27 protein-coding genes and 4 tRNA genes are annotated in these 25,860 nt (G+C 62.4%); 2 read left to right on the forward strand and 29 right to left on the reverse strand.

Going from position 1 to position 25,860, the window contains the following annotated elements; genetic code table 11:
• Positions 1 to 97: 97 nt before the first annotated feature.
• The 23 genes from RE4_RS17745 to RE4_RS17855 form a co-directional block, all read right to left on the reverse strand.
• Positions 98 to 1,345, reverse strand: a complete 1,248-nt coding sequence (locus RE4_RS17745) for an MCE family protein (protein WP_019744308.1) — start codon at positions 1,343 to 1,345, stop codon at positions 98 to 100.
• Complete coding sequence (locus RE4_RS17750; protein WP_020906821.1) at positions 1,342 to 2,619, reverse strand: MCE family protein; 1,278 nt, start codon at positions 2,617 to 2,619, stop codon at positions 1,342 to 1,344. The genes RE4_RS17745 and RE4_RS17750 overlap by 4 nt, the downstream gene beginning before the upstream one ends.
• Complete coding sequence (locus tag RE4_RS17755; protein WP_003941941.1) at positions 2,616 to 3,869, reverse strand: MCE family protein; 1,254 nt, start codon at positions 3,867 to 3,869, stop codon at positions 2,616 to 2,618. Before RE4_RS17755 ends, RE4_RS17750 begins: the two co-directional genes overlap by 4 nt.
• Positions 3,869 to 4,864: an MCE family protein gene (locus RE4_RS17760; protein WP_003942053.1), complete on the reverse strand. Its 996-nt coding sequence runs from the start codon at positions 4,862 to 4,864 to the stop codon at positions 3,869 to 3,871. The genes RE4_RS17755 and RE4_RS17760 overlap by 1 nt, the downstream gene beginning before the upstream one ends.
• On the reverse strand, positions 4,861 to 5,940 hold the full coding sequence (locus tag RE4_RS17765; protein WP_019744310.1) for an MCE family protein: 1,080 nt from the start codon (positions 5,938 to 5,940) through the stop codon (positions 4,861 to 4,863). The genes RE4_RS17760 and RE4_RS17765 overlap by 4 nt, the downstream gene beginning before the upstream one ends.
• On the reverse strand, positions 5,937 to 7,298 hold the full coding sequence (locus RE4_RS17770; RefSeq protein ID WP_060939058.1) for an MCE family protein: 1,362 nt from the start codon (positions 7,296 to 7,298) through the stop codon (positions 5,937 to 5,939). The genes RE4_RS17765 and RE4_RS17770 overlap by 4 nt, the downstream gene beginning before the upstream one ends.
• Positions 7,295 to 8,155 (reverse strand): MlaE family ABC transporter permease, encoded by an 861-nt coding sequence (locus RE4_RS17775; protein ID WP_003941894.1) that lies wholly within the window; start codon positions 8,153 to 8,155, stop codon positions 7,295 to 7,297. Before RE4_RS17775 ends, RE4_RS17770 begins: the two co-directional genes overlap by 4 nt.
• Before the next feature lie 5 nt (positions 8,156 to 8,160).
• The gene (locus tag RE4_RS17780) at positions 8,161 to 8,955 is read right to left on the reverse strand and encodes an MlaE family ABC transporter permease (protein ID WP_003942038.1); all 795 of its coding nucleotides are present in this window, start codon (positions 8,953 to 8,955) and stop codon (positions 8,161 to 8,163) included.
• Between the two features lie 9 nt (positions 8,956 to 8,964).
• On the reverse strand, positions 8,965 to 10,086 hold the full coding sequence (locus RE4_RS17785) for an ABC transporter ATP-binding protein (RefSeq protein WP_024487305.1): 1,122 nt from the start codon (positions 10,084 to 10,086) through the stop codon (positions 8,965 to 8,967).
• A 259-nt stretch (positions 10,087 to 10,345) separates the two neighbouring features.
• The gene (gene rplL / locus RE4_RS17790; RefSeq protein WP_003941857.1) at positions 10,346 to 10,732 is read right to left on the reverse strand and encodes a 50S ribosomal protein L7/L12; all 387 of its coding nucleotides are present in this window, start codon (positions 10,730 to 10,732) and stop codon (positions 10,346 to 10,348) included.
• 78 nt (positions 10,733 to 10,810) lie between these two features.
• Complete coding sequence (gene rplJ / locus RE4_RS17795; protein ID WP_003942074.1) at positions 10,811 to 11,395, reverse strand: 50S ribosomal protein L10; 585 nt, start codon at positions 11,393 to 11,395, stop codon at positions 10,811 to 10,813.
• Between the two features lie 453 nt (positions 11,396 to 11,848).
• A complete protein-coding gene (locus RE4_RS17800; RefSeq protein ID WP_060939059.1) occupies positions 11,849 to 12,541 on the reverse strand; it encodes a hypothetical protein in 693 nt (230 codons plus the stop codon).
• Positions 12,542 to 12,676: 135 nt separating this feature from the next.
• Entirely contained in the window at positions 12,677 to 13,396 is a 720-nt protein-coding gene (gene rplA, locus RE4_RS17805; protein WP_003941982.1) for a 50S ribosomal protein L1, read from the reverse strand.
• Positions 13,397 to 13,505: 109 nt separating this feature from the next.
• Entirely contained in the window at positions 13,506 to 13,940 is a 435-nt protein-coding gene (rplK, locus tag RE4_RS17810) for a 50S ribosomal protein L11 (RefSeq protein ID WP_003941896.1), read from the reverse strand.
• A gap of 66 nt (positions 13,941 to 14,006) precedes the next feature.
• Positions 14,007 to 14,843, reverse strand: coding sequence for a transcription termination/antitermination protein NusG (gene nusG, locus RE4_RS17815; protein WP_003942049.1), 837 nt, complete (start codon positions 14,841 to 14,843; stop codon positions 14,007 to 14,009).
• An 84-nt stretch (positions 14,844 to 14,927) separates the two neighbouring features.
• Entirely contained in the window at positions 14,928 to 15,431 is a 504-nt protein-coding gene (secE, locus tag RE4_RS17820; RefSeq protein ID WP_020968963.1) for a preprotein translocase subunit SecE, read from the reverse strand.
• A 31-nt stretch (positions 15,432 to 15,462) separates the two neighbouring features.
• Positions 15,463 to 15,535 (reverse strand) — tRNA-Trp (locus tag RE4_RS17825).
• A 173-nt stretch (positions 15,536 to 15,708) separates the two neighbouring features.
• Positions 15,709 to 16,134: a (3R)-hydroxyacyl-ACP dehydratase subunit HadB gene (hadB, locus tag RE4_RS17830; protein WP_003941909.1), complete on the reverse strand. Its 426-nt coding sequence runs from the start codon at positions 16,132 to 16,134 to the stop codon at positions 15,709 to 15,711.
• Entirely contained in the window at positions 16,121 to 16,675 is a 555-nt protein-coding gene (gene hadA, locus RE4_RS17835; protein WP_019744315.1) for a (3R)-hydroxyacyl-ACP dehydratase subunit HadA, read from the reverse strand. The genes hadB and hadA overlap by 14 nt, the downstream gene beginning before the upstream one ends.
• Before the next feature lie 86 nt (positions 16,676 to 16,761).
• Entirely contained in the window at positions 16,762 to 16,929 is a 168-nt protein-coding gene (rpmG, locus tag RE4_RS17840; protein ID WP_003941903.1) for a 50S ribosomal protein L33, read from the reverse strand.
• A gap of 61 nt (positions 16,930 to 16,990) precedes the next feature.
• Positions 16,991 to 17,063, reverse strand: a tRNA-Met gene (locus tag RE4_RS17845).
• A gap of 45 nt (positions 17,064 to 17,108) precedes the next feature.
• Positions 17,109 to 17,181, reverse strand: a tRNA-Thr gene (locus tag RE4_RS17850).
• Between the two features lie 312 nt (positions 17,182 to 17,493).
• Positions 17,494 to 17,576 (reverse strand) — tRNA-Tyr (locus RE4_RS17855).
• Between the two features lie 224 nt (positions 17,577 to 17,800).
• Between RE4_RS17855 and RE4_RS17860 the strand changes: the two genes are divergently transcribed.
• A complete protein-coding gene (locus RE4_RS17860; RefSeq protein ID WP_003941854.1) occupies positions 17,801 to 18,292 on the forward strand; it encodes a YajQ family cyclic di-GMP-binding protein in 492 nt (163 codons plus the stop codon).
• 70 nt (positions 18,293 to 18,362) lie between these two features.
• Here the strand turns inward: RE4_RS17860 and htpX are convergent, their stop codons facing one another.
• Both htpX and RE4_RS17870 read right to left on the reverse strand, forming a co-directional pair.
• Complete coding sequence (gene htpX / locus RE4_RS17865) at positions 18,363 to 19,226, reverse strand: zinc metalloprotease HtpX (protein WP_007728460.1); 864 nt, start codon at positions 19,224 to 19,226, stop codon at positions 18,363 to 18,365.
• Between the two features lie 135 nt (positions 19,227 to 19,361).
• Positions 19,362 to 20,411, reverse strand: coding sequence for a polyprenyl synthetase family protein (locus RE4_RS17870; RefSeq protein ID WP_020906817.1), 1,050 nt, complete (start codon positions 20,409 to 20,411; stop codon positions 19,362 to 19,364).
• 104 nt (positions 20,412 to 20,515) lie between these two features.
• Between RE4_RS17870 and RE4_RS17875 the strand changes: the two genes are divergently transcribed.
• Positions 20,516 to 21,778, forward strand: coding sequence for a geranylgeranyl reductase family protein (locus tag RE4_RS17875; protein WP_021343459.1), 1,263 nt, complete (start codon positions 20,516 to 20,518; stop codon positions 21,776 to 21,778).
• 56 nt (positions 21,779 to 21,834) lie between these two features.
• Here RE4_RS17875 and RE4_RS17880 read toward each other — a convergent pair whose 3' ends face one another.
• The 4 genes from RE4_RS17880 to menD all read right to left on the reverse strand — a co-directional run bounded on the left by RE4_RS17880 (position 21,835) and on the right by menD (position 25,838).
• Positions 21,835 to 22,533 carry a demethylmenaquinone methyltransferase gene (locus tag RE4_RS17880; protein WP_003941879.1) on the reverse strand — a complete coding sequence of 233 codons (699 nt, stop codon included), beginning with the start codon at positions 22,531 to 22,533 and terminating at the stop codon, positions 21,835 to 21,837.
• A 37-nt stretch (positions 22,534 to 22,570) separates the two neighbouring features.
• A complete protein-coding gene (locus RE4_RS17885; RefSeq protein ID WP_024487303.1) occupies positions 22,571 to 23,716 on the reverse strand; it encodes a glycosyltransferase family 4 protein in 1,146 nt (381 codons plus the stop codon).
• Positions 23,717 to 23,784: 68 nt separating this feature from the next.
• Positions 23,785 to 24,228 (reverse strand): DUF3592 domain-containing protein, encoded by a 444-nt coding sequence (locus tag RE4_RS17890; protein WP_020968960.1) that lies wholly within the window; start codon positions 24,226 to 24,228, stop codon positions 23,785 to 23,787.
• Positions 24,225 to 25,838, reverse strand: coding sequence for a 2-succinyl-5-enolpyruvyl-6-hydroxy-3-cyclohexene-1-carboxylic-acid synthase (gene menD, locus RE4_RS17895; RefSeq protein WP_060939060.1), 1,614 nt, complete (start codon positions 25,836 to 25,838; stop codon positions 24,225 to 24,227). The genes RE4_RS17890 and menD overlap by 4 nt, the downstream gene beginning before the upstream one ends.
• Between the last annotated feature and the right edge of the window lie 22 nt (positions 25,839 to 25,860).

The following is a 25,860-nucleotide window of genomic DNA, read 5'->3' on the forward strand; positions in this document are numbered from 1 at the left end:
CCCTACTTACCTGTTTTGCCCAGCCTCTGGCCGCGAATCGTCAACTGCCACAACTCAGTAGCCTGAACTGCACAAACTCGACCACATTCGGATCGGTCTACTTCGGTGTCACTCCGAGCAACGGCGCCAACTGCGTCGCGATCGGGTTGAGGTTCAACTTGTCCGGATCGACCTTCGGCTTGAAGTCCCAAGGCTGGATCGTGTCGGGATCGGCGTACACCACGCGGTTGGCACTGCGGACGCCCGTCTCGCTGCCCAGCGGCGTCTCACACGACGCGGCGGTGTTGAGCGGGAAGTCCTGCTGGGTGTCGTCGAAATTGGGATTCTGACGCTTCATCTCGTCCAGGATCGCCATGGTGCCTTCGTAACCCACCGTGCACGAGAGCGGATTGTTGGTCTCGAGCACCAAGCCCTGATGGACCGTTCCGTCGCCGGGAGCAACCGTCGGTGCGGCAGCGGCCAGGCCGGGAAGGAAGATCAGGAACGGCTGCAGCGCGATCGTTCGGGGTGCAAGCGTCTTGGTGGTCGCGGCAAGATTGGTCAGGTCAGTCGTCAGGCTCGGGCCCGCCTCGTTGATGAGGGCACCGATCTGATCGCTGGCCGGGATGCCGTTGTCGATCAAGCGACGGATGTCCGGATCGCTGGTCCGCAACTGCGCCGTGACAGCATCGAGATCGGTACTGAACTGCTTGATCGCGGAGGACTGATCCGACTGCGTCGTCAGTACCGTCTCACTGTTCCGAATCAGCGCGAGCGTCTGAGGCAGAGTGTCGAGCCCGGACTGCGAGAGACCGGACAGCGAATCGGCCAGGACCTGAATGTCCTCGCCCTTGCCGTTGAATGCGGCACCGAGTTCGACGGCGACGGTGTGGAGCGCGTCGACCGGCACGGACTTGACCAAGCCGTTGGCGCTGGTCAGCACATCCTCGATCGGGATCGGAGTTGTGGTGTCCCCCACCGCGATCACCGAGCCGTCCGCGAGGAACGGTCCCTGATCGGTATCGGGCTGAAGGTCGACGTACTGCTCACCGATGGCGGAGCGGTTGGCCACGACTGCACGGGCCGACGCGGGAATCTCCGGAGCACTGTTGTCGATCTTCAGGTCGACCTGAATTCCGTCCTCGGTCAACGACATGTCGCCCACTCGACCGACCGGCACACCGCGATACGTCACCTCGGCGTTGGTGAAAATTCCACCGGACGTGGCCAATTCGGTCTTGACCGTGTACTGACCGAACCCCATGAGGTTGTCCAGACGCACGTACTTGGCGCCGACGTAGATGAGACCCAGAAGCGCGACCACCACGAAGCCGACGAGCTGCCATCTGACCAGAGCTGATCTCACTGTCCATCACCACCGATTCCGAACTGTTCCAGCATTCCCTGGATGGGGTTGAGTGGGTCCGCTGCCGGAGCCGGTGTTGCCGGGTCACCGGCGGTGGTGGCGGGTAGACCGGCGACGACGGGGATCTGCGGCAGGATCGGAGCGATCGGCAGCAGCGACACCGTCGGCCAACCCGGCCGCGGTCCGTTTCCGTTGTAGTACGGGTTGGACGGATCGACTACCGGCTTGGGATTGCCGAACTTCGGCTGACGGTATTCCGGTTCACCCTGTCCGACACCGAGACCCGAGAGAGTGTTGCCGATCTGCAAGTCGACGCTCAGGAAGAGGTTCACGGAACCACCCTGCGCAATCTTCTCGACACCGTCCGGGAACGGGAACGTCGGAAGGAAAGGAAGTGCCCCGACGAAGTCGTCACCGGAGTCTGCGAGCGCCTGCAGCGTTGGACGCAGAGCCTGAAGATCAGCGATCAGATCGTCCTTGGACTGCGTGAGGACGTCGGTTCCCACTGTTCCGAGTCGATCCACCTGAGCAAGCATCTGCGTCAGCTGCGGGCGCTGCTCGTTGAGAACCTGTGTCGCAACGGGGAGTTCCTCGAGAATCTTCCCGATCTTCTCGTTCTGATCGTTGACGCGGGTCGAGAGCACATCCAGGCCGTCGAGCGCGCGGGTGATGTCGTCACGCTGTTCGTTGAGTCCACCGATGAGTGTGTTCGCCTGCTCCAGAAGACTTCTCGTCTTGCCCTCGCGACCGTCGAATGCGGCCCCGAGTTCTTCGACGATGGGTTGCAACTGGCCCACACCGCCGCCGTTGAGCAGCAGCGACAATGCGCCGAGAACCTGCTCGATCTCCGTGGCGTGGCGAGTGCGATCGAGCGGAATCAGGTCTCCGTCGGCCAGCTTCGCAGAGTCCGGTCCGGATGGCGGGGCCGACAACTGGATGAACTTCTCGCCGAGCAGGTTGGTCTGCTCGACCGCGGCAATTGCGTTGGCGGGTAGATCAACCGACGAGTCGAGGATGATTCCGACGTCCGCGGTCCATCCGTCCGGTCCGACCGACACGTCGTCGACTCGACCGACCGGAACACCGTCGACCTTCACAGCGGACTGCGGAACAAGGTCCAAGACATCGTCGAACTGAATGGTCAAGTGCATCGGATCGGAACCCACATCGGGACCGCCGGGAAGCGGAACCGCGTAGATTCCCTCGGACGAGCAGGCTGTTGCCGAGATCAGGACGGCGCACAGTCCGGCGCCGACTATCAATGAACGCTTCACTCGCCCTCCCCGTTTCCACTGGTCAGTCGCGGTGACACGACGCCGGGCACAGTGCCCGGAACTACCTGCATCTGTCGTTCGGAACCGGCAAGGATGCCGAAGGGAAGGTTCAGGCCTGCAGCCTGATTGGCTGCGTCGGTCATCGCCGCGACGTTTGCGCACTGGTCGATAGCCGGTTGCATCTGCCTTCCCAATGCCTCGAACCGAGGATCACCGGGCAACAGCTTGCCGAGGTCCATCAACTTGCAGAGCACGCCGGCCGGGTTCTGAAGATCAGGGAACGCCAGACGTGAAGCCAGCACACCTGATTCGGCGTCGTACGAGTTGACCAGGTTGGAGATCGCCAACGGAAGCATGGTGAGCGTGTTGGCCAGGGCTTCCTTGTTGTTCGCCAATGTCTGTGTCGGTTCGACGAGACCCTCGGTTGTCTGGACCAGTTGATCACGGTTGTCTGCCACGAACTTCGCGACGTCGCCGAGAGCAATCGAGAGCTGGTTCAGAGCGGCACCGAGATCGTCGCGCTCACCTGCCAAGAATCCGGTCAGGTCCGACAACTGAGTGTTGAACTGGCGCACCTGCTGATCGTTGGCCGCGAGAGCGCCCACGAAAGTATCCAGGTTCTTGATGGTGAGCGAGATGTTGTCACGCGAATCGTTGAGCGTCCGTGCGGCATCCGAGAGGTTGGTGATGCTGTCTCCCAACGCTTCACCGTTGCCCTCGAGGTTGGCCGCACCTGTCTCTACGAAATCGGACAGTGCTCCGTTCTTGTTGGCACCTTCAGGACCGAGCGCCGACGCGAGTTCGTCGATGCTGGAGTACAACTGGTCGACCTCGACGGGCGTCGCCGTCTTCTCGATAGGAATGACTGCACCGCTGGCCATCTTGTCGCCGCCGGTGAAGACCGGTGTCAGCTGGATGTAGCGGTCGGCAACCACCGAAGGCGTGATCTGAGCGGCACTGGCACCGGCGGGGATGTCGATCCCACGATCGACGCGCAACTCGACCTTGACCTGATCTCCCTGAGGTTCGACGGATTCGACGGTGCCGACCTTGACACCGAGAACACGAACGTCGGAACCGTCGTAGATACCCACCGACTTGTCGAAGTAGGCGGTGATCTTGGTGGTACCGGCGCGAGTGAACACCCACCACAGCGCGCCACCGATTACGAGTAACCCGATCAGAACAGCGGCGATGATCGCGACCGAGCGCTTCTTGGAGCCGCTTCCGGCTTCGGCAGTATCAGCCATCAGTTGCCTCCCAACGTACGAACGGGGTCACGGTAGCCCGGAATATCCGGCAGACCCGGCGGAAGGAGGTTCACGACGACCTGGTCGAACCAACGGCCGTTGCCGACCACGTTGGCGTACAAGCGAATGAAGGGTTCGTAGAGCTTCAGTGCCTTGTCCAAGTTCTCGTTGTTGGCCTTCAAGATGTCGATGACGCCGTTGAGCTGCGTCAGCGCCGGCCCGATTGCCGCCTCGTTGTCACGAACGAGACCGGTGAGCTGCTGAGAGACGCGCTGAGTTCCGGTGAGCAGCTGCGAAATCGCTTGCTGGCGATTGTTGAGTTCCTGCACCAGAAGTCCGCCGTCACGGATCAGCTGGGTGAATTCCTTGTTGCGATCCGCAAGAATCTGCGACGTCTTCCCGGTGGCGGCGAAGAGCTTCTGCAGGTCCTGATCGCGGCTCGCGATCGTCTGCGACAGCCGGCTGACACCGTCGAGCGAAGCGCGGACATCGCCAGGTGTCTCGGAGAATGCCTGGGACAACGTCTCCATGCTCTTCGCCAACTGGTCGGTGTCGATGTCGCCGACGGTGTCCGCCGCTGCCGAGAAGGCCTGAACGACGTCGTACGGAGAGGTGGTGCGCTCGAGCGGAATCCGGTCCTTGGGATCGAGGTTGTCGGTTCCGCGCGGATCGAGTGCGAGGTACTTCTGTCCCAGAATCGTCTTGATCTGAATGGACGCAGAGGTTTGATCTCCCACCCACGCGTCACTGACCTTGAAGTCGACGAGAACACGGTCACCGTCGAGATCGACGGAAGTGACCTTGCCGACCTTCACGCCGGCGATACGAACCTCGTTGCCAGGCTTGAGACCCGCAGCTTCGGAGAACTCGGCGGAGTAGGACGAGCCTGCTCCCACGAACGGAAGCGAATCGAGGAAGAACGCGGACAAAGTGGCCAACAGCACCACGAAGATACCGATGGCTCCGGCCATTGCCGGACTGCGACGTTTACTCATCGACCTTGCAACTCCCTCATACCGTCTTGAGTGCATCGCGTGGCCGCGTTGGTGTAAATCGGCTGATTGACCGTCGGCAGGCCGGTGGGCAGATTCAGCGAGGCAGACTGTCCTGGACCGGCAACGATGTCGATTCCGCACAGGTAGAACTGGAACCAGGAACCGTAACTGGCTACGCGAGCGAGCTTGTCGAGCTTGACCGGCAAGGTCTCGAGCACCGCGTTCACGTCGTCACTACGACGGTTGAGTGTGGTCGCCAGCGTGTTGAGCGCCGTGATCGAGCCCTGAATCGACGGCCGCGTCGGCTCGAGCAGATCTGCCGTGGCATCGGTCAACCCGGCGAGTGAGGTGACGGCCGAACCGACGACACCGCGCTCGTTGGCCAACCCGGTGACGAGTTGCTGGGTGTTGACGATCAGCGAATCGAGGTTCTTGTCGTTCGCGTTGACGGTGTCGAGAACGTCGTTGAGGTTCTTGATCACCGCCCCGATGACGGCGTCCTTGTCCGCGACGGTGTTGGTCAAACTCGCTGTGTTGCGGACGAGTTCGCTGATGGTGCCGGACTCCCCCTGGAAGACCTGGATGATCTGGTAGGACAGCTTGTTGACGTCGTCAGCGCTCAGGGTGGTGAAGAGCGGCTTGAATCCGTTGAACAGCGTCGTGAGATTGACTGCCGGGCGAGTCTGCGCCAACGGCAGGGTATCGCCGCCGGTGATCTTCTGTCCCTGGCTGCCTTCACCTTGCGAGAGCGAAATGTATCGCTGCCCGACCAGGTTGCGGAACCGGATCGTGGCGATGGAACTGGCAGGCAACCAATCACGGTCGGACACCGAGAACTGCACCTCGGCCTGGTTGTCGTTGACGATCGCGATCTTCTCGACCTGTCCGACACGAACACCGGCGATGCGCACCTCGTCACCCTCGTTCAGCGAAGTGACGTCGGAGAAGACGGCGTTGAACTTGGTGCCTCCGCCGCCGCCGAGGTTGGCGATGCTGGCGGCCAGCAATCCTGTTGCCAGGACGGTGACCACCACGAAGATGATGAGCTTTGTCAGTGGAGCTGCGAGTCCTCTCATTGGACGCTCACCTCCGTACCGGAAAATGCCGGAGCACTGACCATCGTGGTCCACGCCGGAACATCGTCCGGCGCAACACCGTTGGCCTGTCCGTAGATCACCTTCAACGTATCCTCTTCGAGTTTCGAGCCCGCGTAGCCGGCCTGCTGAGCAGGGCCGCTGTTGTTGGTCGAGAACAACTGAGGTCCGGAGCCCTCGGGTGCAGGCAGGAATTCCATGGTGGCGGGACCGGGATTGCGGGAAGGAACCTGGTAGGAACCGTCACCGTACGAACCACCGGGGTACTGCGGGAACGGACGACCTGGCTCGGTGACGTTGTCGTAGCAAACCGGGCCGCGGTTGTCGACGAGCCGTGGCTCGTCCTGGTTGGGCAGGTAGCGACCCTTGGGGTTCACGATCTGAATACTCGCACGCACACCAGGATTGGGCGCGTCGGTGGACAGGATCTTGGCAGCTTCCGGGGCGGTGTCCGAGAAGCCCTTGAACGTGCACCCGAACGTCGGTGAGTACTGAGCCAGAAGCTGGAGAGCTTCCTTCGAATCCGCAGCGAGCGTGATGATCGAGGACGAGTTCGCTTCGAGGAAGGCTGCGGTGTCCGACGATGTCACGGTGAGCGACGCCAGCAGAGTCCGCAACTGGTCCTGCTTCTGAACCACCGTGTTACCCGTGGTCCGCAGATTGTCGAGAGCGTTGATCAGATCGGGCGCAGCGTCCGAGTACGTCTGGGAGAAGTCCGCGAACTTGCGCAGATCCTCTTGCACCGCGGGCAGCTCGGTGTTGACGCCGCGGAAGATCTCCTCGAGACGATCGACCGTCAGACCGAGCTCAGCGCCGCGTCCCGTCAGACCCTGCGCGAGAGAACCGAGAGTGTTCGCCAGATCCTGCGGCGGAATCGCCTGCAGAAGTGGGAGCAGTCCGTCCAGAACGTCGCCGACCTCGACAGCGTTTCCGCTCTTGTCCTGCTGGATCACCGTTCCCGCGGAAATCGGCGCAGCGGTGGTTCCCTCCGGAATGATCAGGGAGACGTATCGCTCACCGAAAAGCGTCTTCGGGAGCAGACGTGCCGTCACGTTCGACGGAATCAGATCAGCCTTGTCCGGTTCGATCGCGAGGACCGAGGTGACCTGGCCGTCTTTTGTCGACGCGGATCGCACCTCGCCGACCAGCAGACCACGAACCTTGACGTCCGCGTTGGGTGGCAATGCATTTCCGACGGTGTCGGTGACGAGGTCGATCTTCACGACGTCCTTGAACGTCTTGTTGAAGGTTCCGATGGTGAAGGCCAGGAACAATGCCAACACCACGAAGAACACGAGTCCGAGCACACGGCGGCGCAGGACTGACGGAGCCTCGATCATCCGGCCACCCTCACTGTCGTCGTGGTGCCCCAGATTGCGAGGCTGAGGAAGAAGTCGAGAACGGCGATCGTGACGATTGCGGCGCGAACAGCGCGGCCGACGGCCACGCCGACGCCTGCGGGACCACCCGAGGCATGGAACCCGTAATAGCAGTGGATCAGGATCAGCACGAAGGCGAAGACCAGGACTTTCGCAAACGAATACAGCACGTCCTGCGGTGGCAGGAACAGATTGAAGTAGTGGTCGTACGAGCCCGTCGACTGCCCGTTGAACACGGTACTGATCACTCGCGACGCGAGGTACGCCGCAAGCAGACCCACGATGTACAGCGGGATGACGGCGACGAAGCCGGCGATCATGCGGGTCGTGACCAGGAACGGCACTGACGGAACTGCCATGACCTCCAGTGCATCGATCTCTTCGGAGATTCGCATAGCGCCGAGTTGAGCGGTGAAACCACAACCCACCGTGGCCGAGAGCGCAAGAGCCGCAACGATCGGAGCGATCTCACGGGTGTTGACGTATGCGGACAGGAAGCCGGTCAGGACCGAGCTACCCAACTGCTCCAGAGCGGCGAAGCCCTGCAGACCGACGACGACACCGGTGAATCCCGACATCATCGCGATGACACCGATCGTTCCGCCGATGACTGCGAGCGCGCCGCTACCGAAGGTTACTTCGGCGAGCAGCCGAAGCGTCTCCTTCCGGTACCGATGCAGTGTGCGCGGGGTCCATGCGATGGCGCGCGCGTAGAACGACATCTGCTCGCCCGCGCGGTCCAACGCGTTCACTGGAATTCTGGCAACTTTGCGGCTCTTCAGCAGGAACTGATCGCCGCGGCCTCGTGCGATGGTCATTTAGGTCAAGATCCCTTCGCCGGCACGATCTGGAGGTACACCATCGTCAGAATCAGATTGGCGAAGAACAACAGCAGGAACGTGATGACGACGGCCTGGTTCACCGCCTCACCGACGCCCTTCGGGCCACCGGATGGGTGGAGTCCCTTGTACGCGGAGATCACACCGGCGATGACACCGAACACCGCGGCTTTGATCTCACCGCTCCAAATGTCCGGTAGCTGCGCAAAAGCTGAGAACGACGAGATGTAGGCACCGGGGTTACCGCCCTGCAGGATCACGTTGAAGAAGTAACCACCCGCGATACCGACTACGGACACCAGTCCGTTGAGCAGCACAGCGATCAGCACCATCGCGAGTACACGCGGAACCACCAGTCGCTGAATCGGATTGATTCCGAGGACTTCCATCGCGTCGATCTCTTCGCGAATGGTTCGAGAACCGAGATCGGCCGTCACGGCCGATCCGGCCGCACCGGCGACCAACAATGCTGTCACCAGAGGGCTACCCTGCTGGATCACCGCCAGGACGCTGGCAGCGCCGGTGAACGATTCTGCACCCAACTGCTTGATCAGCGAACCGGTCTGCAGTGAGACGACGGCGCCGAAAGGGATGGCTACCAATGCCGTCGGCAAAATTGTCACGCTGGCGATGAACCAGGCCTGCTCGATGAACTCACGGAACTGAAATGGACGCCGGAACGTATTCCTGACGACGTCGACAAACAGTTCGACGATGTTTCCGGCCTGAGTTAATGCTCCGTTGACCGGACTCAGAACCGAGTTGCGGGTAACCCCCATCCGATATGCCTACCCTTGCCCGTGTGTCGTGTTTCCGTAGGGATCGCCCTCGTATGCAGGAATGACCTGCGTGTCTTGCGAGTTGTCGTTCCACTCCCCCTGATAGCCGCTCGCGTCGGCGTACTGGGGAGCGTACTGCCCAGTTCCGTCAACCTCGTCGAGGCTGTCCTGAATTGCCGCCTGAGCGTTAGCTGGGAGGGTGTGCATGATCTGGCGGACGCGCTCCTGGCGACGACGAACAGCCTGACGCTCCGGGTTTCCGGGGGTGGCCTTCATCTGCGGCACGATGCCCTCGACGTCGTCGACACCACCGGCGTGGTGACCGGCGTCGACGAGCGCCTGCTCGTGCGCCATCTGAGCCTCGTCCTTTTCCTCCGACATACCGATCGGACCGATCATCGTTCCGTTGAGGAACTGCTTGACGACGGGCTCGTCAGAGGTGAGCAGCACCTCACGAGGACCGAACATCACCAACTGACGACGGAAGAGCATGCCGATGTTGTCCGGCACCGTGCGTGCGAGGTTGATGTTGTGCGAGACGATCAGAATCGTCGCGTCCGACTGGGCGTTGATGTCGATCAGCGTCTGGCTGATGTACGTCGTACGCACCGGATCCAGACCGGAGTCAGGCTCGTCGACGAGGATGATCTCGGGATCGAGAACGAGTGCACGCGCAAGACCGGCACGCTTGCGCATACCGCCGGAGATCTCACCGGGAAGCTTGTCCTCGGCGCCGACCAGACCCGTGAGATCGAGCTTCTCCATCACGATCTTGCGGATATCGGATTCCGACTTCTTGGTGTGCTCACGAAGCGGGAATGCGATGTTGTCGTACAAGTTCATCGAGCCGAACAGTGCGCCGTCCTGGAACAGAACGCCGAACAGCTTGCGGATCTCGTAGAGCTCCTTGGAGGAGCACTGCAGGATGTCCGTGCCGTCGATGACAATGGAGCCTTGTTCAGGGCGGAGCAGTCCGATCAGGGACTTCAGGAACACCGACTTACCGGTACCCGAAGGCCCGAGCAGTGCGCTGACCTCACCCGCGGGAAGTGTCAACGACACGTCCTGCCAAATCCTCTGCGACCCGAAAGACTTTGTCAGTCCTTGTACCGCTACCTCGACTCCCACCATTACCTCCGCGACGTCCGTTGCATGCATGCACCCGTGTGGGTTGGGTCACTCTATCGCATGGGAGTGGTACCCGTGACTGCGAATACTACTAACGAGTAGGGAAGAAGCATAATTCAGGTCACAGCCTAGTTCGGGCACCCCTCCCACCTGCATGGATTCCGACATATCACCCGCGAAAAAAGTTCAAAAAAAGAGGGCCGCTCCCCGTGGGGAGTGGCCCTCTTCGTTACTACTCGCGAAGAGCAGCGGGAAAACCGTCTTACTTGATGACGATCTTTGCGCCGGCAGCTTCGAGCTTTTCCTTGGCAGCCTCTGCGGCGTCCTTGGCAACCTTCTCGAGGATAGCCTTCGGAGCGCTCTCGACGAGGTCCTTGGCTTCCTTCAGGCCGAGGCCGGAAACGACCTCACGGACGACCTTGATGACCTGGATCTTCTTGTCGCCAGCCGACTCGAGGACGACGTCGAACTCGTCCTGCTCTTCAGCAGCTTCTGCGCCGGCAGCCGGTGCGCCTGCAGCGGCGACGGCGACGGGAGCAGCAGCGGTGACCTCGAAGGTCTCCTCGAATGCCTTAACGAACTCCGAGAGCTCGAGGAGGGTGAGCTCCTTGAACTGGTCCAACAACTCTTCGGTGCTGAGCTTCGCCATTGTGGCGGTCCTTCCTGTAAGTCCCATGTCGCTGATCCGCGACCGGGCGGGGTTATAGCAGTGATGCGCGGGTGCGGATCAGCTTTCGGCTTCGGCCTCGGCCGGAGCCTCGGTGGCAGCCTCTGCGGGGGCCTCTGCGGCTCCGCCTTCTGCGGCCTTCTTCTCCTGCAGGGCAGCGGCCAAACGGGCCATCTGCGAAGCGGGAGCATTGAACAGGCCTGCGGCCTTTGCCAAGTTGCCCTTCATCGCGCCGGCAAGCTTTGCCAACAGGATTTCGCGGGATTCGAGATCCGCGATCTTGTTGACCTCTTCCACGGACAGCGCAGCGCCGTCCATGTAGCCGCCCTTGATGATGAGCGCCTTGTTGTCCTTAGCGAAGTTCTTCAGAGCCTTCGCAGCGTCGACCGGTTCGCCCTTGATGAATGCAATGGCGGTCGGACCAACGAACAGGTCATCAAGGCCCTCGATGCCAGCCTCTGCGGCGGCACGCTTGACCAGGGTGTTCTTGGCGACGGAGTAGGTGGCACCTTCTCCGAGAGCGCGTCGCAGTGTCGTGATGTTGCCAACCGAAAGGCCACGGTATTCCGTGACCACAGCGGCGGTCGAACCCTTGAACTGCTCGGTGATTTCCGCAACTGCGGAAACCTTCTCAGGCTTTGCCATACTTCGCCTCCTCTCGTGACAGTCGTTGTCCCACTCAGGAACCGCTGCACCTCATCGGGGTGAACCCGAGAAGACACAGTCCGCGACATGCAAAACGCCCCGGCGCAAGCGCACGGGGCGTACAGAGGAAACATGAAGAAGAGGCTTACGAATCAGCGTAACGATGCAACGCAAAGCAGTGCATAACCAGGCAAACTGTAGAACCACTACATCAAGCTATCCCCCTACCTCGTTCACCTACGTGGGCCGCCGGGCACTCCCGGACTTTCAACCACACTCATTACTGAGTGCAATCACCAACGGTCTTGGGTAGAACATGATTTTGGGGTGAAGTTCATATCCAGCACTGAACTCCGCGTCGAAGACTACCTGACTACTCGCTGCATAACCAAATCGGCCTCGTCACGCAGCTGGGTTCTTCAAGCAACCGGTTTCTTCAAGCACCCGGTTTCTTCAAGCACCGATGGCCCTGGCGATCTTGTGTTCGATCTCTGCCCGAGCTCGGTCCGGCAGCACCAGCAGCCCGTCGAGTTCCTTGTGAGCCTTCCGATACGCACTCTGACGTTCCTGTGGCGTCGCGCCATCGTCCATGGCCAGGCGCAGCAGACGTTGCGCCCTTACCAGGCGCTCTTGTTCGTCGAGGGTGAATCCGCCCCGTCGGCGACGCTTCGCCTCCGCTTCCGCGATCTCGAAGGCGATCGAGTAAGCGTGCACCGCCTCGCGGTACTCGGTTTGTGCCTGCTGGTTGCCGATCATCGTCTCCGGATTGCCTGGACGGAGCAGATCGGCTAGATATTTGGCTCGATGAAAATCGGCCGTCAAAGGCTCACGCATGTCCGTCATCATCGGAGTGTCGAGCAGTGTGACCGGATCGAGCTCGCACGAGAACCATCGGGCGTCGACCGCATCGTGCTGCTCGATGGCCTTGGCCAGCTCTCGGCGCTGTGTTTCTTCGTCGGCGTGATGTTGTGCGTTGGCCTGCGCGATGGCGACCTTGGTCTCCTGCTTGAGCCGGAAGCGCTCTTGCCGGCGCTCGATCCGCCTTTCGTTGGCAACCGCGACACCTTTCAGCGCCCCACCGATGGTGCCGCCGAAAACGAAGATCAGCCACCAAAAGTTTCCGAGGAACTGGAACGCTTCGTGCATACCCCGATGATGCCACCGTTGGATCGATACCACCGTTGGACCGATACCACCGGCAGGGATCACCCTCTCCCGAAACAGACAAGAAGGCCGGCAGGGAGTGATCCCTGCCGGCCTTCTTGTTCGTATGCGGACTGCTTACGCGTCTGCAGCATCCTCGAGGAGGTTGCGAGTACGGTTCGGATCCACCGGGATGCCCGGACCGGTGGTGGTCGAGACCGTGATCTTCTTCACGTAGCGACCCTTGGCCGACGAGGGCTTCGCACGCAGGATCTCGTCCAGGGCTGCGCCGTAGTTCTCCACCAGCTTCTCATCGTCGAACGATGCCTTGCCGATGACGAAGTGCAGGTTGGCCTGCTTGTCGACGCGGAAGTTGATCTTTCCGCCCTTGATGTCGTTGACAGCCTTGGTGACATCCGCCGTGACGGTGCCCGTCTTCGGGTTCGGCATCAGGCCACGCGGTCCGAGGACACGGGCGATGCGGCCGACCTTGGCCATCTGATCAGGAGTCGCGATTGCGGCGTCGAAATCGACCCATCCACCCTGGATGCGCTCGATCAGGTCTTCTGCACCGACTACGTCAGCGCCTGCAGCCTCGGCTTCTGCTGCCTTCTCGCCAACAGCGAACACGATGACGCGAGCGGTCTTACCGGTGCCGTGGGGCAGGTTGACCGTTCCGCGGACCATCTGGTCAGCCTTACGGGGGTCGACGCCCAGACGAACTGCAACCTCAACGGTTGCATCCATCTTGGTGGACGACGTCTCCTTGGCGAGCTTTGCAGCCTGAAGCGGGCTGTAGAGCTTGTCTGCGTCGATCTTCTCAGCGGCGGCGAGGTACGCCTTGCTGCGCTTTGCCATTTGTTCTGTCCTTACTTATCACTGCAGCGAATTACCTGTGCAGTGGTGAATGGTTCAGTTGTGGTCGGGGCCTGGCCGGCCCTCCCACGTAGTGCTGTGGAGCGGACTATTAGCCCTGGACCGTGATGCCCATGGAACGAGCGGTGCCGGCGATGATCTTCGCGGCCTGCTCGATGTCATTGGCATTGAGGTCTTCAGCCTTGGTCTTCGCGATTTCGCGCACCTGATCCATGGTCACCGAGGCAACCTTGGTCTTGTGCGGTTCGCCGGAGCCCTTGGCGACGCCGGCTGCCTTGAGGAGCAGCTTGGCGGCGGGAGGGGTCTTCAGCTTGAAATCGAAGGTCCGGTCTTCGTAGACCGAGATCTCGACCGGCACAACGTTGCCGCGCTGGGACTCAGTCGCCGCGTTGTAGGCCTTGCAGAACTCCATGATGTTCACGCCGTGCTGACCGAGCGCGGGACCCACGGGAGGTGCAGGGTTAGCCTGACCTGCCTGGATCTGCAGCTTGATGAGCCCGGCGAGCTTCTTCTTCTTTGGGGGCATCTCTAGTTCCTAGTTTCTAGCTTGGGTGTGTGTCTTGCGTCGAACAAATTGCAAGTTTTGGGGTGGTCAGATCTTCGCGACCTGGTTGAAGTTGAGCTCAACCGGGGTTTCACGACCGAAGATCGACACGAGAACCTTGAGCTTCTGCTGCTCGCCGTTGACCTCGCTGATGCTGGCCGGAAGGGTTGCGAACGGGCCGTCCATGACGGTGACCGACTCGCCGACCTCGAAGTCGACCTCGATGAGGGGCTTGCCGAAGGACTCGGACGGTGCCTCGCCTGCTGCGACGGCGGCCGCTGCAGCCTGCTGCTTCTTCTGCTCCTGCTGCGGGAGCAGGAACTTGACGACCTCGTTGAGGGTCAGCGGCGAGGGACGCGACGTGGCACCGACAAAACCGGTGACGCCAGGCGTGTTGCGCACTGCGCCCCACGACTCGTCGTTGAGCTCCATGCGAACGAGGATGTATCCGGGCAGAACCTTGCGATTGACCTGCTTGCGCTGGCCGTTCTTGATCTCGGTGACCTCTTCGGTGGGAACTTCCACCTGGAAGATGTAGTCACCGACGTCGAGGTTCTGAACGCGAGTCTCGAGGTTGGTCTTGACCTTGTTCTCGTAACCGGCGTACGAGTGGATGACGTACCAGTCACCCGGGGCGCGACGCAGCGCAGCCTTGAGTTCGGCAACGGGATCCTCGACCTCGAGCTCGGCGGCGGGAGCGGCCTCGTCGGAGTTCTCGGCATCGTCGGAGATGACGTCCTCGGTCGCTGCAGCGTCTGCATCAGTGCCTTCGGCAACGTCTGCATCGGTGCCTTCGGCAACCACGACGTCTACTTCGGCTGCCGCCTCGGCAGAAACACGCTCTTCGGCCAAAGCCTCATTCGTGTCGTTCTCGGGGGTGCTCACTGGGGCACTCGCTTCCTCTCGTTACTCGGACCCGGGTCGGGTCTTGTCGCGCTCGCAGGCAAAGACGCCCGACTGCTACGGCGATCAGCCGAACAGCCAGGTGACACCCTTGATCACAGCGATATCGACGCCGCTGATGAAAGCGACCATGAAGACCACGAACGTCAGCACGACGCTGGTGTAGGTGATCATCTGCTTGCGGTTCGGCCAGATGACCTTACGGAGTTCTGCGATGACCTCGCGGAAGAATTTGCGCAGGCGCTTGAAGATGTTGTCCTTCTTCGCCTTGGGCTTCTTGCCGGGGTTCGTTGCAGTCGGCTTGGCCGAAGATGTCCGGGATGCCGTCCGGGCCGGAGTCTTCACGGTGGACGCGCTGACCGAGGCGCCGCGTGCAGCGCGCTTGCCGGTCGGCTTGTTGGAAACCCCACTGGATGCGGAGGGAGCTTTCTCGGCACCGTCCTTGTCCAACGACAGATCGGAACGCGTAGTCGCGTCAGCTGCAGTGTCGTCGACACCGGTCGAATCGGCAGACGTTGAAGTCTCCGCATCCGAAGTGTCGGCGTCGCGCTTGGCGCGCTCCTCGCTCACGTCGTTCCTCTCAGTCGCTGGCATCCGGGGGCAGGGGCGACAGGACTTGAACCTGCAACCTGCGGTTTTGGAGACCGCTGCTCTGCCAGTTGAGCTACGCCCCTTTGGTTGACATCGACAGGTGGACCCTGCCTGAATCAACCGTTCTGCGATCACACAACATACGCGCTACCCGAGGTGAATGTCTCGCAACATTCAGGGCAGCGCGCAGCGCTGAGGAATCCCAGAAATCTCAGTGTACTTCAAAGCCCCGGAACAAACACAATCCGCCCTGCGATCAGGCTAGACGGACCGTGGCGGTGGCACGACCGAAGATCTTCTTACCTTCGGACTTGGCCACGATTGCCAGTACTGCGGTCTTGCTTTCTTCGTCGATCGACTTCACCTTGGCGGTGAACTCGATCTCGGCAGCCTTGTCGGCTGCCACGATCACCGGGCTCGTGAACCGTACGTTGTACTCGGTCACTGCGCCCGGATCCCCCAGCCATTCGGTGACGTAGCCGGCACCGATGCCCATGGAGAGCATGCCGTGCGCGACGACGTCCGGCAAGCCGGCAAGTCGTGCGACCTCGTCACTGAAGTGAATCGGATTGGGATCTCCCGAAACACCCGCGTAGTTGGCGAGGTTTCCACGCGTCAGGGTGACGGACTTCTCGGGGAGAAGTTCGCCGACACTCACGTCGGAAAATTTACGAAGCGACATGCATCATCACGTCCTTGACTGCGTGGGCGATGTTCTCGTCCACTTCCCCACCCGTTCGAGCAACAAGCGTTGTCCACGTGGTGACAACTGCTTCGTCGTTCTGATCGGTGATGATGTTCTTGGTCACGATGATGTCGCTACCTGCGGCCTGCCTGAACGAATCCAGGAAAACATCGCAGAAGAGTCGGTCACCGACCTGCATGGGCTTGTGCAGCACCAGTCGCTGATCGGTCTGAAGAATCTGACTCAAGTCGTAGCCTGTGACGATCTCTTCGAACAGACGTCGCTGAGCAATGGCACCCACGATGGCGACGAACGTAATGGGAGCAATCAGGCCGTCGTATCCGAGGCCTTTGGCTGCCGATTCGTCGTAGTGCGCAGGATGCGCGTCCTGGACGGCGCGAGCGAACTCGCGCACCTTCTCGCGTCCGACCTCGTAGAAGTCTTCGACACGATAGTGGTGACCGACCATCTGGACGGCATGAGCGGCCGGGTCCGTAGGGACCTCGGCCGCTGCCTGGTTCTCTTGCAAATCTGTCACGCGGTGAGACTCTCTTCTAGCTAGGACCCGAAGACGCAGGCCCCGAGAGGGTCTTCCGCGAAAATCGTCGTCCTGTTAAGGACTTACTACTTCGACTCGCGATGCGACTGGTGAGTTCCGCAGTTGGGGCAGAACTTCTTGAGCTCCAGGCGATCGGGGTCGTTGCGCCGATTCTTCTTGGTGATGTAGTTGCGGTGCTTGCATACCTCGCAGGCCAAGGTGATCTTGGGCCGAACGTCGGTCGAGGAGGCCACGGGATGCCTTCTTTCGGGTGTATCTGATTACGAACAATCAGGGTGGATCATGCATATTGTGTAGCGGTGACCGGACTTGAACCGGCGACGCAACGATTATGAGTCGTTTGCTCTACCAACTGAGCTACACCGCCTCGGTGTCGAGTGTCGCGCGGAAAGCACGGCACCACAATCCAGCGAGCCCCCTAACGGAATCGAACCGTTGACCTTTTCCTTACCATGGAAACGCTCTACCGACTGAGCTAAGGGGGCGTGGCTCAGGAGTGCGTTGCCGCTCTCTTGAAGCCTCCGAAAGATTACACACGAACGAGCGCCAGCACCAAATCCGCTGGTCATCGGGGCAAAAATGGTGCCGGAGCCCATTGTTGCACCGATCGGGGCCGCTGGCGAGGGCTTTGCGGGAAACAACTTGACCCCGCACTCCCCCGAAGCCATCCCCAGAAGCACTCCCGAGGCCCCTGAGCCGCAGCCGACGCCGGCGTCACCAACGCGCACCCGACCTCGGAACAAGCACAAAAAAAGTCAGCCCCGACTCTCGTAAAGAGAATCGGGGCTGACTTGGTGTGGCAGATGTAGGATTCGAACCTACGTAGGCATAAGCCGACGGATTTACAGTCCGCTCCCATTGGCCGCTCGGGCAATCTGCCGTGCTTGCACCAGGCTTCGATCCGGCGCATTCGCAAGTATATCGCGACGTGCGGCGGCCGAAAACGGCTTCCTCGGTGCGGTGAGAAGAATACAACGAACACACCCCCATTTTGCAAACCGGGTGGTAACGGGCGGTGCCGACCCGATAACGTCGAGGTGTCCACCGGTATGGAAGGTGGGCAGAACTCGATGTTCGTGAACTACCGGAAAGCGGGAGTGTGAAGTGGCTGATTCGTCCTTCGACGTGGTGAGCAAGGTTGACCGTCAAGAGGTGGACAACGCCCTGCATCAGGCTGCCAAGGAGTTGACCACGCGTTTCGACTTCCGAAACACGGGAGCGTCGATCGAGTGGTCTGGTGAAGAGACGATCACGTTGAACGCCGACACCGAGGAGCGACTGCTTGCCGCCCTCGACGTGTTCAAGGAGAAGTTGATCCGTCGTGACATCTCGCTGAAGGCATTCGATGCCGGCGAGCCGGCGCAGTCCGGAAAGATCTACAAGCTGTCCGGAACCTTGGTCCAGGGCATCAGCAGCGAGAACGCGAAGAAGATCACCAAGAAGATTCGCGACGAGGGCCCCAAGGGCGTCAAGGCGCAGATCCAGGGTGAGGAACTTCGTGTGAGCAGCAAGAAGCGCGACGACCTCCAGGGCGTCATCTCCCTGCTCAAGGGTGAGGACTTCGGGATCGCCCTGCAGTTCGTGAACTACCGGTAGTAGGGGCTGCGCCCCTGTGCGCGGTTAAGGAGTCCTGGGACTACCTAACCGCGCACAGGGGCCGAAGGCCCTACATCCCGGCCATCTTCTCCAAACGCTCGATACGATCCGCCATGGGCGGATGTGTCGAGAACAGCTTGCTCACCTTGTCCCCCGCTCTGAAGGGGTTGGCAATCATCAGGTGGGACTGCGCCGCGAGCTTGGGCTCAGGCGGCAACGGCGCGGCGGCCACGCCCGACTCGAGCTTGCGCAGCGCCGACGCCAACGCCAATGGGTCACCGGTGAGCTCGGCTCCCGATTGATCAGCCTGATACTCGCGAGAGCGCGAGACGGCCAGCTTGACCACGGTTGCCGCGATCGGTCCCAGTAGGGAGACGAGCAGCAAGGCGATCGGATTACTTCCCTGCCCGTTCCCTCGGCCACCGAAGATGCTCGCGTACATCGCGAAGTTGGCCAGGCCCGAGATGACGCTGGCCATCGCGCCGGCCACGGACGAGATCAAAATGTCCCGGTTGTAGACGTGAGAGAGTTCGTGCCCGAGTACGGCGCGCAGTTCGCGTTCGTTCAGGATCTGCATGATGCCGCTGGTCACGCACACCGCGGCGTGCCGAGGGCTACGACCGGTGGCAAACGCGTTCGGGGCGTTCGTGGGGCTGACGTACAGCCTGGGCATCGGTTGGTGCGCCGTCGTGGCGAGTTCGCGCACGATCCGGTAGATCGCCGGTGCCTCGACCTCGGTGATGGGCTGGGCGCGCATCGATCGAAGCGCCAGCTTGTCGCTGTTGAAGTACACGTAGGCATTCATGCCGACGGCAAACAGAACGGATCCCCACAGAAGGAACGGGCTGTTGAACAGCGAACCGATGAAGACGATCAGCGCCGACATCCCCACCAACAACCCGAATGTCTTCGCACCGTTCGCGTAGCCGTGCAAACTGCTCACCTCTTGCCTCGCTGGAGCCGAAGGCTCACCCGAACTCCCGGCGTATGCACCGGTTCTGTTCAGTCAACGAAGGACAGGGTCATCAGGGTTCCCACCCAGGGTCGTCAGGGTTCCACCCCAGGTGTGTCAGCCGACTCGTTCGATCGTGTAGTCCACGAGGCGCACGAGCGCTTCATTCGCCGGTCCCTGCGGGAGCTCGGCCAACTGGGCCTTTGCCGAGACTGCGTACTCGCCCAGCTTTGCCTTCGCCTTGACCATGCCAGGCGAACGCTCGAGCAGTTCGAGAGCTTCTTCTACCAGTGCGTCTTCGGTGACCGGGCCCGCGAGCAGCTCCCGCAGGCGATCTGCGTCGGCTCCTTCTTCGCGGAACGCGTACAGGACGGGCAGGGTGTGGACACCCTCGCGCAGGTCGGTGCCCGGAGTCTTTCCGGACTGCGCCGATACGGACGAGATGTCGATGATGTCGTCGGAGATCTGGAACGCGGTGCCGACGGCGTCACCCAGGCGCTCGAGACGCTCGATGTGAGCTGCGTCGGCGCCGGAGAAGGTGCCGCCGAATCGTCCGGATGCAGCGATGAGCGAACCGGTCTTCTCCCACACGACCTTGAGGTAATGCTCGACCGGATCCTGTTCCTTCTTGACGCCGATCGTCTCGCGCATCTGGCCGGTGACCAGCTCTGCAAAGGTTTCGGCGATGATCCGAACGGCTTCAGGTCCGAGCGTCGATACCAGGCGTGATGCGTGCGCGAACAGATAGTCGCCGGCCAGGATCGCCACGCTGTTTCCCCAGCGGGCGTTGGCGCTGGGTGCTCCGCGCCGCATGGACGCCTCGTCCATGACGTCGTCGTGATAGAGCGTCGCCAGGTGAACGAGTTCGGTGACAGTCGCTGCGGTGATGATCGACGGATCGTTCGGCACCGGTCCGAGTTGCGCGGTCAGGATCGTGAACAACGGACGGAAGCGCTTCCCCCCGGCTCGCGCGAGATGCAGCGCGGCCTCGGTGAGGAAGTCTTCGCCGTCGGACAGCTCGCTGACCAACAACTCCTCGACATCGGAGAGTCCACCACGCACTACTGCGGCGAGCTGTTCGTCGCCCAGGTCGATGCCTGCAACGACGGTGCTCGATGCGGTTGCGTCGGCAGCAGTCTTTTCGGTGCTCACGATGTCAGTACCCATTCCTGTCGTCAGTGACGGCTCGGTTCCCACGGTAGTGAACCTAGCGGTTCGCACTCGGGACGGCCTCGCCACGGTGGCGATCGCGAGCCTGGGAAGATGTGAGTGTGTCCGTAGAAGAGCAGTCCCCCGTCGTCGATTCGCTTCCGACCGAAACCGACATTGTGGTCATCGGCGCAGGTCCCGCGGGTTCTTCGGCCGCGGCTTGGGCCGCCCGCAGCGGCCGAGACGTCGTGCTGGTGGACGCTGCCGTGTTCCCGCGAGACAAGACTTGTGGTGATGGACTCACTCCGCGCGCCGTAGCCGAACTGGATCTCCTCGGCCTCGGCGAGTGGGTTCGGTCACATACGACGAACAAGGGCCTGCGGTTGTCCGGCTTCGGACAAGAACTCGAACTCGAGTGGCCGGGGACGTCGTTCCCGCCGATCGGCAGTGCGATCCCCCGGACCGAACTCGACGACGCCATTCGCCGGTGCGCCGTCGAATCCGGCGCGGTCATGGTCGAGGGCACCAAGGCCGTCGACGTCGAACTCGACGGTGATCGAGTAGCCGCCGTCGTACTCGCCGGCCCCTCGGGACGCAGCACTCTTCGTTGCCGGACGCTGATCATCGCGGACGGCGTTCGCTCGACGCTCGGCAAGAAGCTGGGACGGCAGTGGCACCGGGACACCGCGTACGGCGTCGCGGCACGCGCGTATGTCGCGACGCCGCGCAGCGCCGACCCGTGGATCACCTCGCATCTGGAGCTGCGGGACGCCGAGGGCACGTTGCAGGCGGGGTACGGCTGGATCTTCCCGCTCGGCACCGGCGAGGTGAACATCGGCGTCGGGACACTGGCGACGTCCAAGCGCCCGGCGCCGGGTGCCCTACGTCCCTTGCTCGACTTGTACACCGACCAGCGCCGAAGTGAGTGGCAGTGGAGCAGCGAGATACATTCCGTCGCTTCGGCTTTGCTACCCATGGGCGGCGCCGTCTCCAACATCGCCGGACGCAACTGGGCCGTGATCGGCGACGCCGCAGCGTGCGTGAACCCGCTCAACGGTGAGGGCATCGACTACGGCCTCGAAGGCGGACGTCTGGTGGTCGAACAGCTCGGCGCCGACGACCTCACGGAGCTGTGGCCGACCGTGCTTCGGGAGCATTACGGGCAGGCATTCTCGGTCGCGCGCCGGCTCGCAGGCCTGCTGACGGTTCCGCAATTCCTGCCCGCCTCGGGCCCGATTGCGATGCGCTCACGGGCACTGATGACGGTCGCCGTTCGGGTGATGGGGAACCTCGTCACCGACGCCGACGCCGATCTGACGGCGAAGGCATGGCGTGCGTCGGGGGCCGCGTCGAGAAAGATCGACTCCCGACCGCTGTTCGGCTGAGCAAGTGCTGTGCGCCTTTATTAACCGCCCGCGGTTAATAAAGGCGCACAGCAGGGTCAGGCAGTGGCGTAATGCAGCGCCACGATGCCGCCGGTGAGGTTGCGCCACTTGACGTTCTTCCACCCGGCAGCCTCGATCTTGCGTGCCAGCTCTTCCTGGGTCGGCCAGGCGCGGATCGATTCCGCGAGGTAGACGTAGGCGTCGGGGTTGCTGCTGACGGTGCGTGCGACCTGCGGGAGCGCCTTCATGAGGTACTCCATGTAGACCGTGCGGAAGGGCCCGAAGACGGGCGTCGAGAACTCACTGACGACGAGGCGGCCGCCCGGCTTGGTGACGCGGGCGATCTCGCGCAGTCCGGCTTCGAAGTCGGAGACGTTGCGCAGGCCGAAGGAAATCGTCGCGGCATCGAACACGTTGTCGGCATAGGGCAGGTACATCGCGTCACCTGCGACCATCGGAACTTTGCGCGAGATTCCGGCCTTGAGCATTCCCTTGGAGAAGTCGGTGGCGACGCACCAGGCACCGGAGCGCCCCAGTTCGACGGTCGAGACTCCGGTTCCGGCGGCGAGGTCGAGTACCTTCTCGCCCGGCTTGAGGTCGAGGGCTTCGCGGGTGGCCTTGCGCCAACCCTTGTCCTGGCCGAAGGACAGCACGGTGTTGGTGAGGTCGTATCGCTCCGCGACGTCGTCGAACATCGACGCGACTTCGTGCGGTTGCTTCTCGAGAGTTGCTCGGGTTCCGTGTGTAGTGGCCACACCCGAAACGCTACCAACCCTCGGGCAGCGAAGGCGTTCAGGCTGCTCTGGCACCCGTTCGCCGCCCGAGGCCCTGCACGTCCTCGTAGTGACGGAGCAACTCTTCGCAGATTGCCGGCCAGGTCCGGTGCAGCACCGAGCGCCTCGCCGCGGAGCCGAACTGCACCCGCAGATCACGCTGACGAAGTGCGTCGACGGCGCTTGGCAGGAGTTCGGTGAACCTGTCCGTCGGCAGGAGGTAGCCGTTGCGGCAATGCGAGATCAGGTCACGTGGTCCACCGGCGTCCGGTCCGACGACAGGTACACCGCTCGCGAGGGCTTCCTGAACCGCCTGGCAGAAAGTTTCGTGCTCGCCGGGGTGAACGAATACGTCCAGGCTCGCATAGGCGTCGGCCAGCGCGGTACCGCCGAGTTGTCCGGTGAAAATCGCATCCGGCATCAGTCGTCGTAGGTTCTCGCGATCCGGGCCGTCTCCGACGATCACGATCTGCACGCTGGGATCGGCAGCCAGCACGGCCAGTCGCTCGACGTGCTTTTCGGGCGCGAGGCGACCGACGAAGCCGACCACCAACTGGTCGCTGTCGCCGATCCAGGACTGCCGCAACGCCGAGCTACGACGCGAAGGCGCGAATCGTTGTGCGTCGACGCCGCGGGCCCATCGGTGCACGCGCGGAATGCCGTGCTCTTCGAGGGCGTCGACTGCCGACGTGGACGGCGCAAGGGTCCTGTTGCAGCTCTTGTGGATTCGACGGGTCCACGCCCACGCGGCGCGACTGGTGACGCCGAGACCGTAGCTTTCGGCAAATCCGGCGACGTCGGTCTGGTAAACCGCGACGGTGGGTATCGCGAGCCGCTTGGCGACGGCCACTCCCCCGGCGCCGAGCAGGAACGGCGACGCCAGATGGACGACGTCGGGCGCGAAGGTCCGCACGGCCGTCGTCAGACGCGGTTGTGGCAGGCCGACGGGGAGTGAACTGACTTTGGGCACCATGACGGCGGGCACCCGAACCACCTGAACACCTTCGTGTTCGGTGGCGGCAGAGGTGTCGGATCCGACAGTGTCCGGCGCAATGACCATGGCGTCGTGGCCAGTGCGATCGAGGTGTTCGAGCACGCGTAGTACCGAGTTGGTGACGCCGTTCATGTTGGGCAGGAATGACTCCGCAACGATGGCTACTCTCACACCGAGAACGGTGACAGGGCCAGGAAAAGTCCACGTCATGTTCGTGTGAAGTTCCGGCGAAGCGCGAACTAACTCGAGGCGACCGGCGCCGATCCCGGAGCTCCCGCTTCCCGCTTGCGCAGGTACCAGATCGACGGTCCAGCCAGGAGCCACGTCACGACGATCACCGATCCCGCCGGGATCAGCGCCACCGTCGCGTTGCGTCCCGCTACCCGGACCAAATCAGGGTCGGCTTTGGAGTACTCCACCTCGATGCGTTGTCCCACAGTCAGATTGGTGGGGTAGAGCACGCCGAGTTCAGGGTTGTGATTCGCGCCGTCTGGTGTCACGAAGCTGATCGCCGAACGTAGCGAGCCTGCCGAGAGCACCTCGGCGGTTGCGGTCCCCATGTTCGATTCGATGGTCCGATCGTTGCGCCAGGCACCGAGAACCAGGATCACCGCGAGCACCGAAATGCCGACCGCAACCACGAGTACGCCGATGCGGAAGCGCCGCAGAACCGTTTGCGTCACAGCTGTGCCCGCACGGAAGCGTGGAGTTCGCGCAGTCCACTGCGATCTGTTGCGACTTCGAGCACACGAATGCCGTTTGCGGGTTGCGCCAGCGTCGTTGCCAGGGCGTCGACGGTGACGGCTGCGTGCGGCACGCGGTAGGCCGCGCACAGCGCAGCGAGGTCCATGCCGTGCGGTGTTCCGAACACCCGCTCGAAGACGCCGGCATACTGTGGGTCGCCTTGTTCGAGGAGTTCGAAGATGCCGCCGCCGTCGTCGTTGGCCACGACGATGGTGAGGTCGCTCGGCCTCGGCTCACCGGTCCCGATCAGCAGCCCGGACGCGTCGTGCAGGAAGGTCAGGTCGCCCATGAGAGCGACGGTCCGGCCGCCCTCGTATGCCAGTGCGGCACCGACCGCCGCCGAGACGGTGCCGTCGATACCTGCGACCCCGCGATTGGACAGCACCCGCACGGCGGGCTTGGGATAGCTCACGAGGGCCGCGTCGCGAACGGGGTTGGACGCGCCGAGCAGAAGCTGGTCGCCGTCCGCGAGTGCATCCATCACGGCAGCTGCCACGTGCAGGCCGGTGGCTTTGGGGTGGGCGTCGAGTTGCTTGCGGACGGCAGTTTCGGCGTGTTCGGTCAGCGCGGCGCAGCGTGCGATCCAGGCGGGATCGGGCGTCCCGGTGACCACTGCCCTGGTTCCGGTGGCGAGCACGTTGCCGGATACGTCGGGCCAGCGCGGCCCGGTAGTCAGCGCGTAGACGTCGACGCTCGGGTCGGCCAGCACCTTCGAGACCTGACGATGCAACGTCGGGCGGCCGGTGATGATCGCCTGCTTGGGCTTGAGTTGCGAGAGCGCGAGTGGATGCAGTGCGATCCCGTGCATCGGAGCCGTCGGCTCGGCCACAGTCGGCAGGCCGGCCAGCTCAGGCCGAAGTGCGCTGCCGTGTCCGGAAATGACCACCGTATCTGCGGTGAGGTCCAGATCGACCGGAACATCGAGCGTCGCGTTCTGGGTGGTGGTCCAGGCCGCACCGCCGGGACGGCCCTCCGGGACCGGTCCCTGCACGTGCACGTCCGGCACCAGCGGCTCACGAAGTGGTATGTCGAAATGCACCGGACCCGCATTTCCGGATCGGGTTCCGCGGGCAGCGGCGAGGACCCGGCATACAGCCGAGCGCCACTGGCTGTTCTGCGTCGAATCGTCCTCCGCCAGGCCCAGGCTGATGGTGGCCCGGACTTGACTGCCGAAGAGCCCGAGTTGCTCGACGGTCTGGTTGGCGCCGGTGCCGAGCATCTCGTACGGCCGGTTGGCGCTCAGGACCACCAGCGGCACTCGCGCGTAGTTGGCCTCGAGGACAGCGGGTCCGAGATTCGCGACGGCGGTCCCGGAAGTCATCACGATGGGGACCGGTCGTTTCCCGGCGATTGCCAGTCCGAGTGCCAGAAAGCCTGCTGTCCGCTCGTCGATCCGCATGTGCAGACGCAACCGGCCGTCGAGATCGGCGGCCTGGAGGGCAAATGCGAGGGGCGCGTTGCGAGAGCCTGGACACAGCACGACTTCACGCACGCCACCACGAACCAGTTCGTCGACGACGGCTGTGGCTTGTGCAGTGGACGGATTCACGCCTTCAAGAGTGTCAGATGTT

Source organism: Rhodococcus erythropolis NBRC 15567 (genome assembly GCF_001552595.1).
Classification (GTDB): domain Bacteria; phylum Actinomycetota; class Actinomycetes; order Mycobacteriales; family Mycobacteriaceae; genus Rhodococcus_F; species Rhodococcus_F erythropolis.

What these genes read in the sequence shown, in the direction of transcription:
- RE4_RS17755 (WP_003941941.1), bottom strand. Translation starts at nt 3,869, where the DNA reads ATGGCTGATACTGCCGAAGCCGGAAGCGGCTCCAAGAAGCGCTCGGTC.
- RE4_RS17775 (WP_003941894.1), bottom strand. Translation starts at nt 8,155, where the DNA reads ATGACCATCGCACGAGGCCGCGGCGATCAGTTCCTGCTGAAGAGCCGC.
- hadB (WP_003941909.1), bottom strand. Translation starts at nt 16,134, where the DNA reads ATGTCGCTTCGTAAATTTTCCGACGTGAGTGTCGGCGAACTTCTCCCC.
- RE4_RS17870 (WP_020906817.1), bottom strand. Translation starts at nt 20,411, where the DNA reads ATGGGTACTGACATCGTGAGCACCGAAAAGACTGCTGCCGACGCAACC.
- RE4_RS17760 (WP_003942053.1), bottom strand. Translation starts at nt 4,864, where the DNA reads ATGAGTAAACGTCGCAGTCCGGCAATGGCCGGAGCCATCGGTATCTTC.
- RE4_RS17765 (WP_019744310.1), bottom strand. Translation starts at nt 5,940, where the DNA reads ATGAGAGGACTCGCAGCTCCACTGACAAAGCTCATCATCTTCGTGGTG.
- rplL (WP_003941857.1), bottom strand. Translation starts at nt 10,732, where the DNA reads ATGGCGAAGCTCAGCACCGAAGAGTTGTTGGACCAGTTCAAGGAGCTC.
- RE4_RS17780 (WP_003942038.1), bottom strand. Translation starts at nt 8,955, where the DNA reads ATGGGGGTTACCCGCAACTCGGTTCTGAGTCCGGTCAACGGAGCATTA.
- RE4_RS17770 (WP_060939058.1), bottom strand. Translation starts at nt 7,298, where the DNA reads ATGATCGAGGCTCCGTCAGTCCTGCGCCGCCGTGTGCTCGGACTCGTG.
- rplJ (WP_003942074.1), bottom strand. Translation starts at nt 11,395, where the DNA reads ATGGCAAAGCCTGAGAAGGTTTCCGCAGTTGCGGAAATCACCGAGCAG.
- RE4_RS17800 (WP_060939059.1), bottom strand. Translation starts at nt 12,541, where the DNA reads ATGCACGAAGCGTTCCAGTTCCTCGGAAACTTTTGGTGGCTGATCTTC.
- RE4_RS17785 (WP_024487305.1), bottom strand. Translation starts at nt 10,086, where the DNA reads ATGGTGGGAGTCGAGGTAGCGGTACAAGGACTGACAAAGTCTTTCGGG.
- rplK (WP_003941896.1), bottom strand. Translation starts at nt 13,940, where the DNA reads ATGCCCCCAAAGAAGAAGAAGCTCGCCGGGCTCATCAAGCTGCAGATC.
- rplA (WP_003941982.1), bottom strand. Translation starts at nt 13,396, where the DNA reads ATGGCAAAGCGCAGCAAGGCGTACCTCGCCGCCGCTGAGAAGATCGAC.